The organism is Shewanella sp. MF05956 (assembly GCF_059758055.1).
In genome coordinates this window covers 105,509-119,172 of record NZ_JCAYNV010000013.1, presented here as the reverse complement: position 1 = coordinate 119,172, position 13,664 = coordinate 105,509, and the positions used below count along the sequence as shown (strand labels likewise).

Genomic DNA, 13,664 nt, shown 5'->3' with positions numbered 1-13,664 from the left:
TCCTTACAGCACGCCTTTGCTTGATGGCAGTATGTCGCCTTCGACCTTCACCGCTTGGCGAAGTGTACGGCCTAATACTTTAAATAGTGCTTCCACTTTGTGGTGGTCGTTATCACCCGTTGAGCCAATGTGCAGTGTGCAACGAAGACCGTCTGCAAATGAGCGGAAGAAATGCGGTACCATTTCAGTGGCCATTTCGCCGACCATTTCACGGTCAAAATCAGCCGTGAATTTAATGAATGGACGACCAGAAATGTCCATTAAACATTCGCCGCTGGCTTCATCCATTGGTAAGCTAAAACCAAAGCGAGCAATACCCCGTTTGTCGCCGAGTGCCTGGCGGATAGCATCACCAATGGCAAGCGCGGTGTCTTCGACGCTGTGGTGATCATCAATTTCTAAATCGCCGTCGACGTGGACGTCCATTTTGAAATTGCCGTGGGTTTGAATTTGGTCAAGCATGTGGTCAAAAAAGCCGATACCGGTTTCAATTGAACCTTTGGTTTGACTGTCTAAGTCAATGGTGACAGTGATGTCGGTTTCTTTGGTGGTGCGCACTACCGTCGCGATACGGCCTTTGCTCAATAGGGCATTTGCAATGTCATCCCAGTTAAGGCTTTGGCGGTCGTATTTAAAGCTTTTAATGCCCATGGCATTGGCAAGCTCAACGTCAGTGTCACGATCGCCAATTACGGCAGAGGTGGTAAAATCAACTTTACCTTGAGTTAAGTAGTCTTTCACCAGGCCAAGTTTTGGCTTGCGACAACTGCAATTTTCGTCATTAAAGTGTGGGCAAATCACCACATCGTCAAACTTAACACCCTGGCTGGCAAAGATTTGCATCATCATATCGTGCGGGGCATCAAAGTCTTCTTTTGGAAATGAAGGCGTGCCTAACCCGTCTTGATTACTCACCATCACTAAGCGAAAACCCGCTTTTTGTAGCTTGAGTAATGCTGGAATCACTTGCGGCTCAAAAACCAATTTTTCTAAGCGGTCTAATTGCTTGTCGATTGCAGGCTCTTCTACTAACGTGCCATCGCGGTCGATGAATAATATGTTCTGTTTCATGTGACTACCTTAACAATAGGGTGTAATTTTTATAATTAAATTTTACAAGTTTTAAATGGGTTTATGCCGCTGAGCCGTCAAACAACGCAACAATGGCATTGGTTTGTTGCTCGTTGGTAAAGCTAAAGCGGATAGCATCAGCTAAGCGAGGATCTTTATATGCACGGGCGACAATACCTGCCTCACGTAACCGCTCAGCTACGCTGGCAACATCGTCAAACTTGGCTAATACATAGTTACCGTTTGCCGGCAGAACGTTAGCGCCAAATGAACTTAATGCTGCACTTAACCGTTGACCTTGTTCAACCAAACTGGCCACTTGAGTTTGCATGGTGTCGATGCCCTGTGGGCTTAATGCTTTAGTTGCCAATTCAGACACGGGTAATGGCACGGGATAAGGTGCAATCACTAACATCACTAAATCGATAATGGCATCATTGGCTAACATAAAACCACAACGTGCGCCGGCCAATGCAAAAGCTTTAGATAACGTGCGCAATACCACAAGGTTAGGGTAGGTGCCAAGTAAGTCTGCCACGCTGTATTGTGGGCAAAACTCAATATAGGCTTCATCAACCACTACGATAGCATTGGGCGCAGCTTGAATGGCTTGCTCAATGTTTTCTTTTGATATCACCGTACCCGTTGGGTTATTTGGGTTACAAATAAACACGATTTTAGCGGCGCCAATTTGAGTTGGCCATGCCTGTGGCAGCTGGTAATCATCGGTTAAACTTAATGCGGTTACCCCAACGTTAAACGTGGCTGCGCTAATGGCGTACATGCCATAAGTGGGACCAAAACAGGCAATACTGTCGACACCGGGCGTACAAAAGGTGCGGATTAACAGTTCAATGGCTTCATCTGCGCCGCGACTGGCAACAATGTTACTGGCCTTTACGCCTGAATAGTGACTGTATGCATTAATCAGCTCAGGAGGTTGGCATTCTGGGTAACGGTTCACCTTATCTAAATCACTATTATTAAACGGTGATTCGTTGGCATTGATCCAAATATCGCCACGCCCGCCGATACGTCTGGCGCTTTGGTATGGCGTTAACTGAAGTAATTCGGGTCTGGCCAACTGTTTTGGGTCAAAAGGCGCTGCGGTGTTTTGGCTCATGGCTATGTTCTCTAATTCACTAAATTATCATTATTGTAGGCTGGCTAAACGAACCGCAATGGCATTTTTATGCGCATCTAACAATTCATTTTCAGCAAGTACCATGACGCTTTGACCTAAGGTTTGTAACCCTTGCACGCTCAACTCTTGCACTGTAAAGCGACGGCTAAAGTCGGCTAAAGACAAGCTTGATACTGAGCGGCTATAACCATAAGTAGGCAGCACGTGGTTGGTACCACTGGCATAATCACCTACCGACTCTGGTGTATAAGCGCCTAAGAATACAGAGCCTGCACCGCGTATTTGTTTAAGCACATCACGTGGCGCATTGGTTTGAATAATCAAATGCTCTGGGCCATATAAGTTGGACACTTTAGCCGCTTCGCCCATGTCACTGACAACAATACTGCGGCTGCATTCAAGTGCGGTTGCGGCAATGTCTTTACGGCTCAACTGCGCAAGTTGTTCAGTTAACGCTTGGTTAACCGCTTTTGCTAAATCAACTGAGTCAGTCACTAACATGACTTGTGAATCGACGCCATGCTCTGCTTGTGATAATAAATCAGAGGCCACGAATGCTGGATTGGCATCTTTGTCGGCAATGACCAACACTTCAGAGGGGCCAGCTGGCATATCTATCGACACGCTGACACGATTGTCTTGCGACACCAAACGTTTGGCTTCGGTGACATATCGATTTCCTGGGCCAAAAATTTTATCGACGTTTGGCACAGATTCGGTACCAAATGCTAGTGCAGCAATGGCTTGGGCACCACCAACCTGGAATATATCGGTTATCCCGCACACATTAGCGGCATAAATAATCGCATCATTAATGGGCGGTGGACTCACTAAAATGCGCTTTTCACAGCCGGCGATTTTTGCGGGTAACGCTAGCATCATCACGGTCGAAATCAGTGGCGCTGTACCACCTGGAATATATAAACCAACGCGTTCAATTGGCTCACTTCGAAGCTCACAACGCACTCCCGGTTGGGTTTCAATATCGACACCATTAAACACTTGGGCGTTATGGAATGTCTCAATGTTGGCAACAGCTTGTGCTACAGCTTGCTTTACATCGTCACTGACACGGGCACATGCCGCACTGATTTGCTCAGCCGTTAACGCGAGCTCGGTCAGTTCAACGCCATCGAAACGCTTGTTAAAATTGATTAACGCCGCGTCGCCTTGGCTGCTAACTTGTTCAATAATATCGCGCACACCTTGCTCAACACTGACGTCACCGATTAATGGCGAACGCGCTAACGTTTGTTGCTGCTCAGTAGAAGATAAAGACGCCCAATCGAGAATTTGCATCTGTGTTACCCCATCATTTTTTCAATTGGCATCACAAGAATTGAACTTGCACCCAGTGCGGTTAACTCTTCCATCGTGTCCCAGAATAAATCTTCTGTGCTTACCACGTGAATAGCCACACGATTGGTATCATCATTTAATGGCAATACTGTTGGGTTTTCAGCACCTGGAAGTAGGGCAACGATTTGATCTAAGGTTTCTAGTGGCGCGTGTAATAAAATATACTTACTTTCGCGGGCACGAATAACACCATTAATACGCGATAAAATTTTATTAATGAGTGCTTGTTTTTCAGTCGATTGAGTTTTGTTAGACTGGATAATACATGCCATTGAGCGGTAAATGACTTCAGTTTCGTACAAACCGTTTGCCTCAAGCGTTGCACCGGTTGACACTAAATCACAAATGCCATCAGATAAACCTGCACGAGGCGCGACTTCTACAGAACCTTTTAACATACAGTCGCTGTAGTTAATGCCTTTTTCTTGCATAAAACGACGCAGCAGATTTGGGTAAGAGGTTGCAATACGAAGGCCTTCAAGCGAGTTCGCGTCTTGGTATTTAAACTCATTAGGCACAGCAAGTGATAAACGGCATGAACCGAAATCTAACTCACGCAATTTTGTAAACTCAGCCGGCTTGTTGGCTAGTTGGCGTTCAAGTTGTTCTTCTTCAAGTACGTTTTCACCAATAATACCGAGGTCAACAACACCGTCCATCACTAAGCCTGGAATATCATCATCACGTACGCGTAATAAGTCGATTGGCATATTGTCTGCGTGAGCAATAAGGCGTTGTTCGTTGACGTTGAATTTTACACCACAACTTTTAAGTAGCTGTTGAGACTCTTTTGATAAACGGCCTGATTTCTGAATGGCGATGCGTAAACGTGTAGATTGGCTCATGTGATACTTCCTTAATGTGTTAAATATAAAATGTTGTAAATTTAAAAGCTTAAATAAAAATAAAACGATAGAAAACAAAAAACCCCTGAAATTCCTTCCAGGGGTTTATGTGAAAATATGTTCACCACCAGAAGGATAACGTCCTTCGGCAGTAAGCATCCGAAGGCTACCGCATATGGTGATGATGATGGATTGTAGTCACTTGGATGTTCATAATTGTTCTCTTAATGCTGTATTAACTAATCAGTTTAAATGAGGATTTATTCACTCATTCAATGTCGTGTAAATCGACTTGCAATTAACTTAACCGCATTTATGTTTGTTTGCAATAGTGGATAAAGCATTAATGTCATTTTATTACCAGATTTTTTGCATAAGTTATGCTTTGTTGCTTATTGGCGATCAATTCGGTCCAATTAAGGATAAAATTTGAACGCCGTGATGTTAATTGCTGTTGGCAATAATGCAGTTAATATTACGCAAGATATTACGCAAGATATTACGAGTGCTAATATTATGTCATGCCATCATGGGGTTTGACTCTTGTGATATAACGGCCTACCGGCTCAGTTTAAGTCAGCCCATCATACGTGTAATGTTGCGTATACCCTCAGCATTATTGATTCGCCTTACAGGCTAGGGTGTATTATCCTTTCATAATATAAAGCGTTACCCGAGGTGTGTATGCATGAAGACCTTTGATTTAGTGGCACTTAAAGATGTGATGGATCTGATGTTAGATGCTGTTTGTGTGGTAAACAAAAAAGGCGATTTTGTCTTTGTCAGTGCCGCATTTGAAGATATTTTTGGTTATTCTCCAGACGAAGTCATCGGCAAACCTATGATTGATCATGTTTACCCGGACGATGGTGAAGTGACATTAAATGTGGTTGCCGGTTTATTGAATGGCAACCTTCTGCCTCGGTTTGAAAATCGTTGGATCCGTAAAGACGGTAGTATCATCCACGTTTTATGGTCTGCGCGTTGGTCTGAAGACCACCAATTTCGCATCGCCATTGCTCATGATATTACTGAGCGAAAACTGATGGAACAACAGCTTCATTATAGTGCCGGACACGACCCATTAACCGACTTGCCTAACAGGGCATTGTTTTTTGACCGTTTACAAGTCTCTCTTGGTTTAGCGCGTCGCGAAGTCTCCCACCTGTCTTTATTGTTTATCGACATTGATGGCTTTAAACATGTGAATGACAACTATGGCCACCTCATCGGCGACAAACTGTTAAAGTGTATTGCTCAACGTTTAAGTGATTGCGTGCGACATTCTGACACGGTAGGGCGTTTTGGCGGTGATGAGTTTGTTGTAGTGCTCAATGGAATTGATTTATTAACTGATGTATTGCTTATTGCTGAAACTATTCGTGCAGAGCTTGAACGGCCATACCAACTCGAACAGCATAATTTACAGCTCTCACCCAGTATTGGTGTGGCGCGCTATCCAGAACACGGTGAAAACGAGCATCAATTACTCAAACATGCAGATAATGCCATGTACAAAGCCAAAAATGCGGGCGGCAACCGCATTGAAATTCAATAGAAATACGTTATTGGTAACATTAATAACGTATTTTTAATGTAACTTTACGGATCATATCCTCGCTAACCCTATTCTCGCCAGTAAAACTCTCGCTAGAAAATTTGTTGCTAATTAAGTGTGTCGTTAGTCTCAATATTGTTTATCACCAAATCTTGTTATGGATATATGATATTCGATGAGGTGAGCTGTAACTGTATTTGACTGCTTATGTCTGCTTTTTGACTTGCCGTTAATTGCGTTGAATTATCAATGGCACTCAGTGCTGCGCGTTTATCAAATCCACTCCACACATTCACTGTGCTGACGATAGATTCTTCTCGTGAGGCTGAGTCGTTAATTTTCTCTGCGACATTAAAGGCTTGTTGAGGATCGCTTTGGCTAAGTTGATTTGCCCGTTGACGGTAGGCAATGTCTTTATTGTCATCAGATAGCATTTCTACCACCTGTAAAAAGCTCGATTCAGAATGTTCAGCTAGGGCATAACTGGCATTTATAATAATATCTCGCTGCACATTGGCATCGTAATTATCTATTCTGGCGAGCATCATGTTGGGTTCAACGCTGGCGATTTCAGCTAATGCACTGTTGAAATAGTCTTGATTTAAATCGTAGGCTTGTTTTTGATTATTTAAAAACACTAATGCCGCTTCGGCATCGGTTTCAGCCATTTTACGTGAAATAATAAACACACCGCTAGCGCGTTGTTCAGACGAAATACCCTCTAACCAGTCGACAGCATCTTGAATATTTTTTTCAACTAACTGATAGACCATCGAGGTTACCAAATAATTGGTTGATTCATTCAACGGTAATGATGAGATTAAATTTGCCGCTTCATTGGGAGACTGCTCAATGTAGTAGTACATGGTATTCAGATACATTTTTAAGGTCGATTGAGTTTCAGGTTGTTGTTTTAACCATTCAAATGCGCTGATAGCATCGGTACTGGCCCATGAATCGACAATCGACATCACAATAGACGATCTCATTGGTTCTACTGCTAACAGTTCTACATCGCTTAATGCTTGTTGTGGGTTAACAGAGGCTAAGCCGCGTAAGTAGCTGTCGAGTAACGATTCGTATAGCTCTGTACTTTTTTGTTGTTCAAGCCATGAAATCACGTTCGAAAATTGTTTTTTGCCGGCAATCTCTAAGATAAAGCCGTATAAGTCTTCATGTTGAGTTTCTTGAGCAATGAGTAGGGCTTCTAAAGGATCTTGTTCTGCGAGCTGCATGATTTTGAAAATCGACATATACGGCGTTTCATCGGTATTTAATGATGCTTTTAGCGCGTCACGATCAAACTGTTTTTGCTCGATGAGTTGAGACTGTTGTGGCGATGTATGGTTTGATGATGCTGAAGATGTATGCTGTACTACCGTGCTTTGGTTTAAAACATTGGTACTGCTCGTGGTATTGTGAGAGTCGCTAGGCCAAAGCAGTGGGTAACTGACAAAACCGATACTCCAACTGATGACGACCACGATTAACCATTTCATTATTGCTTTTCCTTAAGCTGTATTTAAAGATTTCATGAGGTTTACGTTATTATGATGCAATTTAGATTGCAATGAAATGTTAAAATCCCAGGTTGGCAAAATGGAAAAGCCTTTTATGGTGAATCCGGGTACGCACTTCTGCATGCTATATGATTGGGTATATAAGGTGACTAACGGAACATTATGCGTAAAACAGATAAGAAAATAGATAACCAACTTAGGCAATCACTCACTGAAGTTTGCGATCATGCTTTGGCTGCATATGCGGGATTTGAATGGTTAACACACACCGTTGACTTCAATACATTCCCTAAAAGTTTACGCATTGTGTGTGTGTTTGACACCGAGGCACTTCTTACTCAATTTAACCATAACGGCCATAAACTTGAATTACTTCAGTTAATTAAAGGCACTTTGGCTAAAGATGGTATTGTGCTCAATAATATCGAGCAACATGTCCAGTTTGATACCGAAGCTGCATGCGCACAACACCATGGCAATTGGGCATTACGTTTGAGCGGTGCCAATCAGTATCATTAATCAGTGCCGCTAATCACTGCCACTAATCACTAGCTCTAAAATAAGTACCGCTAATAAGTGTCATTTTATGAGTATGTCAATTGAGATGAATTATCCCTTACTCAGTTGCTTGAAGTTGTCTAGATGGTTATAAAAATGCAGTACATGAGCTAATTCATAATCTTGTTTAGTGAGTTCGCCATAAGCAAAGTGCGGCGCTAATTGTCCTTGATATTGCGAAAAATCATGCAAAGATGTTATTAACCGAGCTAATGCTTGATGAGCATTAACGAACGGTTCAAGCGTTGGTGCAGCAGGGATGGCTTCTGTAAGGTTGTGAGTCATTGCGCCTTTTGTGGCAAAAGCTGAAAATGCTAACGCACCTATTGTGTGTTTAAATATTGCTGATTTGTGCTGAGGAAATCCACTCATTGAAAACTCAACGCTTTGGGCACAATGTGTGAATACTTGCGCACTATTCCACTGACCTAGACTCAAGCCCGCGAGTTCCGCAACAGGAAGTGCAGCAAATTGTTGCAGCTTAGATAATAATGCTTCAATAGTAAGGTATTTTGCATCGACGCCTTGGCTTAACCAAACCGCACTCGCACCACTAACACCGACAAAAGTACCTATCATGCCCACTTTTAAAAATTGTCTACGCTGCATCGAGTATCCTTGTTAATCATGACGGCTGAGTGTCGCATATTTTTGAGCATACACTATCTCACAAACGTTATGACCATTAACATTGGGTATGTGGCGTAACACTAAGACATGAAATCGAAAATGCTGCAGTAGTGCGATATTGATATTCAGCAATTCCAATGACTCATTTATCGTATTCACATTACTTATGCATAAAGTATAAATTGATGATTAGTGGTTGGAAGATGCAACCGTTATAAGCATAATACCCGTCCATTAAACCTTACTGTAATGCATCCTTTGAGGATATTTTGAGCTCAAGACTCACTCAAACCGTTATTCACCAATTTAGCGAACACGGCGCGTTAGCTAAAAATGTGCACAACTATCATAACCGTCAAAGCCAAACCGATATGGCAGTTACGGTGAGTGAGGCTATTAGTCAAAAACATAACCTTATCCTTGAGGCCGGTACTGGTGTGGGCAAGACCTTTGCTTATTTAATCCCGGCATTGCTCAGTGGCAAGCAAGTGGTGATCAGTACGGGCAGTAAAAATTTGCAAGAACAGCTGTTTTTAAAAGACTTACCCGCCTTACTCACCATGTTAGATGTACATGTGCCCATTGCATTGCTTAAAGGGCGTAATAACTATTTGTGTCAGTTACGACTAGCATCACAAATGCAACATGCCAGTCAGCATAGCGACTACTACATTGATGATTTACTTAAAATTAATCAATGGGCCCATTTAAGCAAAGATGGTGATATTGGCAATTTAACCTCAGTTGCAGAGCATTCTGAAGTTATCCCAAGTGTGGTAAGCACCAAAGAAAGCTGTACCGGGAAAAAATGTGAGCATTACGATGTGTGCTTTACGCGTAAAGCGCGATTACGTGCAATGGAAGCCAAAGTCGTGGTGGTTAACCATCACTTATTTTTTGCTGATAGGCTCCTTAAAGATACTGGCTTTGCCGAATTGTTGCCTGATCCTGATGTGGTGATTTTCGATGAGGCACATTTGGTCCCAGACATTTGCATTAACTATTTTGGCAGTCATATATCAAGCCGCGAAATAGACACCTTACTCAACGGTATTATTAAGCTGCATAAAACGGTCATTCGCGACAGCATTCAAATAGAGCAATTAGCCCAACGTGGCTTAGTCGCACTCAGTGAATGGCACAATGCTATGCACGACAATCAAGTGTCAGATTGGCGAAAAGTGTTAGCTAATAAGCCGTTAGCGACTGTGTCATGGGCATTGCAGCAAGCTGTGGCCGATCTGACAAACGTGATGACACATCATCTTGGCCGCGATGACCAACTTGATTTGGCCTTTGAGCAATTGCACGAACTTGCACAAAAGCTGCAAGACTATTTTGAATGCAAAGATCTGCAAGCGGCGTATAGCGTTGAATTGGGTGCACGATTTGTGATGCTCAGATTAAGTCCGATAAATGTGGCAAAGCAATGCCAGCAATTATTTGATGATAACACCCGCTGGATTTTTACCTCTGCAACCCTCCAAGTCAACCGCAGTTTAGGGCATTTTGCCACAGAGCTAGGCTTGGTATCAGCTAAACAGATTATCTTAGACAGTCCATTTGATTACCCAAACCAAGCGATGTTTTGTGTACCCAGGCACTTAGGTAAAGTAGGCCAGTCTCAACACACGGTAAAGCAGTTAGTCGATGTGTGTGTTCAAGCGATTAATGCTGCGCAGGGCAGAACGTTTATTTTGTTCACCAGTCACCATATGCTTGAGCAAGTTGCTTCAGCACTGCAAGGTCGTACAACCTATCCTCTGTTGGTTCAAGGGCAGGCGAGCAAACAAAGCTTACTCAATAAGTTTAGACAGCTAGGCAATGCAGTATTGCTTGGTACCAGTAGCTTTTGGGAAGGGGTCGATGTTCGAGGTAAGCTATTAAGTTGTGTCATCATTGATAAATTACCCTTTATATCGCCTGATGATGCCTTATATAAAGCGCGCGCAGCCAATGCGGAACGTCAGGGATTAGATCCGTTTAGCCACATATCATTACCCCAAGCGGTGATTAGTTTAAAGCAGGGCGTAGGGCGACTTATTCGTGACGAGAAAGACCGTGGCGTGTTGATTTTGTGCGACAACCGTATTGTTAATCGCGCTTATGGCCAGGCTTTTATTAACTCACTGCCCCCGATGCACCGCACCCGTGATTTAGACCGTGCCTTACAATTTTTAAAACAGATCCCCTAAGCTTTTTAAAACGGCCTGTATCAGTTATCATATTGAGCTTATTTGAAGTTTTTTACTGGATAACCCATCATAATGCCTAAGCCGTTAACCATCCTCGCGCTTGATACCTGTACCGAAACTTGTTCTGCTGCGTTAACTGTCAATGACCAGGTCTTTTCGCTTATCGCTGATGCACCTCGTGAACATAGCCAGCGCCTATTGCCCATGGTTGATGACGTATTAGATCAAGCTCAAGTTGCACTAGCAGATGTTGACTTAATCGCTTATGGCCGTGGACCGGGCAGTTTTACAGGTATCAGAATTTGCACCAGTATGACTCAAGGCTTAGCGCTTGGTTTAGATTTGCCTGTTATTGGTATTTCTACACTCGCGGCAATGGCACAGGCTGCCATTACCGAAGCGGGCGCCACTCAAGTATTGTGCAGTATTGATGCCCGTATGAATGAAGTGTACTGGGGCCAATTTATTGCCAAAGAGGGTATTGCAACATTAGTGGGTGAAGAGCATGTTAGTGCGCCAGAAGCTGTCGAATTGCTACTTGATAGTGAACACGCTATTCACGCGTGTGGTACTGGTTTTCAGGCCTATCCACAACTCTTGACCTTGGCTGTGCATATTACGTTATGCACTGCAGTGACTTATCCAGATGCAAAATACATGTTGATATTAGCGCAGCAAGGATATCAGCAAAATTTACACACAACGGTTGATGAACTCGCACCGGTTTATTTACGTGATACTGTGACGTGGAAAAAACTTCCTGGCCGAGAATAGCCTTTGGCGATATTTTGACTTATATTTAACAAACATCACGACAATTAGGTAAACGGTATCGTTAATGACGATTAATGCAGCACTTTCTATGGCGAATAATCAATCGGGCCCTGTTAGCCTGAGCCAAGCTGTTGCCGGAAATCGCCCGATTACGCCGGCCCGCGACCCTATTATTGTTAATCCTGTTGCCGCCGAAGTTGACGCGCAACATTTTGAAAGCCAACAGGTTGCCATTGTTGATGATGTAACCTTATCGGCAAAACAACAAGCGCGTGTAGAGTATGACCGTGACACAAACAGTCAACGCGGTGCTATAGCGCAATACTTGTCGACTCAACACTCAGCAAAACGCGAAGAAATTCAACAAATGGTCGGTATCGACTTATATGCCTAGTGGTTTATCTGCAACGCCGAGTCGCAGCCGCTTTATGTTTGAGCTGCTGGTGGCTTTTTTACTGACACGATTCCCGTATATTTCGATTCCTTTCAAGTGGCTTGAAAGCTACTTTCATGAGTTATCCCATGGTATTGCCACATTATTAACCGGTGGCATGGTGAGTCATATTCAATTGTTTCCTAATGGCGCCGGTCTGTGTTTTAGCCAAGGTGGCAGCAGTATTTTTATTGCCTATGCTGGTTATTTTGGTGCCGCGTTATGGGGCTATGTGATTTTTTTATTGGCCACTAAAAAAAGCATCATCCGCTTTACGCTCAGCTTACTCGGACTCACGGTAGCGGCATCATTAGTTTTCTGGGCACGCGATTTACTCACTATTGCCATATTGATCGTACTAGCCATTGTATTTTTGTTACCACTTAAATTAAAAAACAGTAGTGTGTTAAACACCTTACTGCGTATATTAGGACTTATGATAATTTTAAATGCCATGGCAAGCCCTATGGTGTTATTCGGGTTAAGCGGTCAAGGCGATGCGGTGATGTTAGCGCAGTTGACCTGGATCCCAGCTTGGTTATGGGTAATGACATGGCTATTATTCAGTGGTTTTATGCTGTGGTTATGTTGGCAGAAAGTAGATTACAAAAAGGGAGTTATTAAATGAAACGTAACATGATGTTAGGCGCCTTAATTGGTTTTTCGAGCCTTGGATTTACCACTTCAGTGCTTGCCGCTGATGCTGTTCCTGTTAAACAAGAGGCGATGCCGCAAATTAATGCTGCATTAGCCAAAGCCGTTGCAAGTGAGTTTCGTTCTTCAGAAAATAAGTTACGTGATAATTATCGTCACCCTGCAGAAACGCTTGCGTTTTTTGATATTAAACCAGAACAAACCGTCATCGAGTTGTGGCCAGGCGGTGGTTGGTATGCTGAAATATTAGCCCCATATTTAGCCGAAAAGGGCCAATACGTCGCGGCTAACTTTGAAACAAAACCGGCTACAGACACTAAACAAAGTGCTTATTATCAATCTGCTGGAGTAAAGTTTGAAAAATGGGTCAGCGACAACAAAGCCAGCGTTGGCAATGTGCAATTTGTGACGTTAGATCCACCAACTAAATTTTCGTTGGGTAAAGATAACTCTGCCGATCACGTACTGACATTCCGCAACCTGCACAACTGGGCAATGAAAGGCGAGTTGGAAGGCGTGTTTAAAGCCGCACATGATGTACTCAAAGTGGGTGGGTCATTTGGCGTTGTTGAGCATCGTGCAAACATCGGTATGGCAGCTGAAAGCGGCTATATGGATCAAAATCAAATGGTTGAGTTAGCCCATAAATACGGTTTTGAACTTACAGCAAGTTCTGAAATCAATGCTAACCCAAAAGACAGCAAAAATTATCCAAAAGGCGTGTGGACACTGCCACCGCGTTTAGCCATGGGCGATCAAGATAAGCAAAAGTATATTGATATAGGTGAAAGCGATCGTATGACGCTTAAGTTCACCAAAACTGCTGCTAAGTAAGCTATTAGAGTCAGTTAATCAGTTCTTTTTAATAACACACGGCGAATACGCCGTGTGTTATTTTTATGAGTAATACCATTCCGCGAAGT

General features: G+C 43.1%; 13 protein-coding genes. 7 read left to right on the top strand and 6 right to left on the bottom strand.

Features of this window, described 5'->3' with window-relative positions; all coding sequences use genetic code 11:
* Window positions 1–3 precede the first annotated feature (3 nt).
* The 4 genes from hisB to hisG all read right to left on the bottom strand — a co-directional run bounded on the left by hisB (window position 4) and on the right by hisG (window position 4,419).
* Window positions 4–1,071 (bottom strand): bifunctional histidinol-phosphatase/imidazoleglycerol-phosphate dehydratase HisB, encoded by a 1,068-nt coding sequence (gene hisB, locus AC19MX_RS15225; RefSeq protein ID WP_498299134.1) that lies wholly within the window; start codon window positions 1,069–1,071, stop codon window positions 4–6.
* Between the two features lie 61 nt (window positions 1,072–1,132).
* Entirely contained in the window at window positions 1,133–2,194 is a 1,062-nt protein-coding gene (hisC, locus tag AC19MX_RS15220; protein WP_498299133.1) for a histidinol-phosphate transaminase, read from the bottom strand.
* A 30-nt stretch (window positions 2,195–2,224) separates the two neighbouring features.
* Window positions 2,225–3,514: a histidinol dehydrogenase gene (gene hisD, locus AC19MX_RS15215; RefSeq protein ID WP_498299132.1), complete on the bottom strand. Its 1,290-nt coding sequence runs from the start codon at window positions 3,512–3,514 to the stop codon at window positions 2,225–2,227.
* A gap of 5 nt (window positions 3,515–3,519) precedes the next feature.
* Window positions 3,520–4,419 carry an ATP phosphoribosyltransferase gene (gene hisG, locus AC19MX_RS15210; RefSeq protein ID WP_498299131.1) on the bottom strand — a complete coding sequence of 300 codons (900 nt, stop codon included), beginning with the start codon at window positions 4,417–4,419 and terminating at the stop codon, window positions 3,520–3,522.
* Window positions 4,420–5,107: 688 nt separating this feature from the next.
* Here hisG and AC19MX_RS15205 point away from each other — a divergent pair.
* On the top strand, window positions 5,108–5,977 hold the full coding sequence (locus AC19MX_RS15205) for a PAS domain S-box protein (protein ID WP_498299130.1): 870 nt from the start codon (window positions 5,108–5,110) through the stop codon (window positions 5,975–5,977).
* Between the two features lie 155 nt (window positions 5,978–6,132).
* Here AC19MX_RS15205 and AC19MX_RS15200 read toward each other — a convergent pair whose 3' ends face one another.
* Window positions 6,133–7,476 (bottom strand): hypothetical protein, encoded by a 1,344-nt coding sequence (locus AC19MX_RS15200; RefSeq protein ID WP_498299129.1) that lies wholly within the window; start codon window positions 7,474–7,476, stop codon window positions 6,133–6,135.
* A gap of 183 nt (window positions 7,477–7,659) precedes the next feature.
* Between AC19MX_RS15200 and AC19MX_RS15195 the strand changes: the two genes are divergently transcribed.
* Entirely contained in the window at window positions 7,660–8,016 is a 357-nt protein-coding gene (locus tag AC19MX_RS15195; protein WP_498299128.1) for a Fis family transcriptional regulator, read from the top strand.
* 90 nt (window positions 8,017–8,106) lie between these two features.
* On the opposite strand, the gene AC19MX_RS15190 is transcribed toward AC19MX_RS15195, so the two are convergent.
* Window positions 8,107–8,664: a DUF1569 domain-containing protein gene (locus AC19MX_RS15190; protein ID WP_498299127.1), complete on the bottom strand. Its 558-nt coding sequence runs from the start codon at window positions 8,662–8,664 to the stop codon at window positions 8,107–8,109.
* A 290-nt stretch (window positions 8,665–8,954) separates the two neighbouring features.
* On the opposite strand from AC19MX_RS15190, the gene yoaA reads away from it, so the two are divergent.
* From yoaA to AC19MX_RS15165, 5 genes are all read left to right on the top strand, one after another.
* Window positions 8,955–10,880, top strand: a complete 1,926-nt coding sequence (gene yoaA / locus AC19MX_RS15185; RefSeq protein ID WP_498299126.1) for a DNA repair helicase YoaA — start codon at window positions 8,955–8,957, stop codon at window positions 10,878–10,880.
* A 72-nt stretch (window positions 10,881–10,952) separates the two neighbouring features.
* Entirely contained in the window at window positions 10,953–11,654 is a 702-nt protein-coding gene (tsaB, locus tag AC19MX_RS15180; RefSeq protein ID WP_498299125.1) for a tRNA (adenosine(37)-N6)-threonylcarbamoyltransferase complex dimerization subunit type 1 TsaB, read from the top strand.
* A gap of 64 nt (window positions 11,655–11,718) precedes the next feature.
* Window positions 11,719–12,048: a hypothetical protein gene (locus AC19MX_RS15175; protein WP_498299124.1), complete on the top strand. Its 330-nt coding sequence runs from the start codon at window positions 11,719–11,721 to the stop codon at window positions 12,046–12,048.
* Window positions 12,041–12,715, top strand: coding sequence for a M50 family metallopeptidase (locus tag AC19MX_RS15170; RefSeq protein WP_432399589.1), 675 nt, complete (start codon window positions 12,041–12,043; stop codon window positions 12,713–12,715). The genes AC19MX_RS15175 and AC19MX_RS15170 overlap by 8 nt, the downstream gene beginning before the upstream one ends.
* Complete coding sequence (locus AC19MX_RS15165; RefSeq protein ID WP_498299123.1) at window positions 12,712–13,575, top strand: class I SAM-dependent methyltransferase; 864 nt, start codon at window positions 12,712–12,714, stop codon at window positions 13,573–13,575. Before AC19MX_RS15170 ends, AC19MX_RS15165 begins: the two co-directional genes overlap by 4 nt.
* The last annotated feature ends 89 nt before the right edge of the window (window positions 13,576–13,664 follow it).

Excerpts from the sequence above, each read along its gene's own strand:
- tsaB (WP_498299125.1), top strand. The coding sequence starts at position 10,953 with ATGCCTAAGCCGTTAACCATCCTCGCGCTTGATACCTGTACCGAAACT.
- AC19MX_RS15190 (WP_498299127.1), bottom strand. The coding sequence starts at position 8,664 with ATGCAGCGTAGACAATTTTTAAAAGTGGGCATGATAGGTACTTTTGTC.
- hisB (WP_498299134.1), bottom strand. The coding sequence starts at position 1,071 with ATGAAACAGAACATATTATTCATCGACCGCGATGGCACGTTAGTAGAA.
- AC19MX_RS15200 (WP_498299129.1), bottom strand. The coding sequence starts at position 7,476 with ATGAAATGGTTAATCGTGGTCGTCATCAGTTGGAGTATCGGTTTTGTC.
- AC19MX_RS15165 (WP_498299123.1), top strand. The coding sequence starts at position 12,712 with ATGAAACGTAACATGATGTTAGGCGCCTTAATTGGTTTTTCGAGCCTT.
- AC19MX_RS15195 (WP_498299128.1), top strand. The coding sequence starts at position 7,660 with ATGCGTAAAACAGATAAGAAAATAGATAACCAACTTAGGCAATCACTC.
- hisD (WP_498299132.1), bottom strand. The coding sequence starts at position 3,514 with ATGCAAATTCTCGATTGGGCGTCTTTATCTTCTACTGAGCAGCAACAA.
- AC19MX_RS15205 (WP_498299130.1), top strand. The coding sequence starts at position 5,108 with ATGAAGACCTTTGATTTAGTGGCACTTAAAGATGTGATGGATCTGATG.
- AC19MX_RS15175 (WP_498299124.1), top strand. The coding sequence starts at position 11,719 with ATGACGATTAATGCAGCACTTTCTATGGCGAATAATCAATCGGGCCCT.
- hisC (WP_498299133.1), bottom strand. The coding sequence starts at position 2,194 with ATGAGCCAAAACACCGCAGCGCCTTTTGACCCAAAACAGTTGGCCAGA.
- AC19MX_RS15170 (WP_432399589.1), top strand. The coding sequence starts at position 12,041 with ATGCCTAGTGGTTTATCTGCAACGCCGAGTCGCAGCCGCTTTATGTTT.
- hisG (WP_498299131.1), bottom strand. The coding sequence starts at position 4,419 with ATGAGCCAATCTACACGTTTACGCATCGCCATTCAGAAATCAGGCCGT.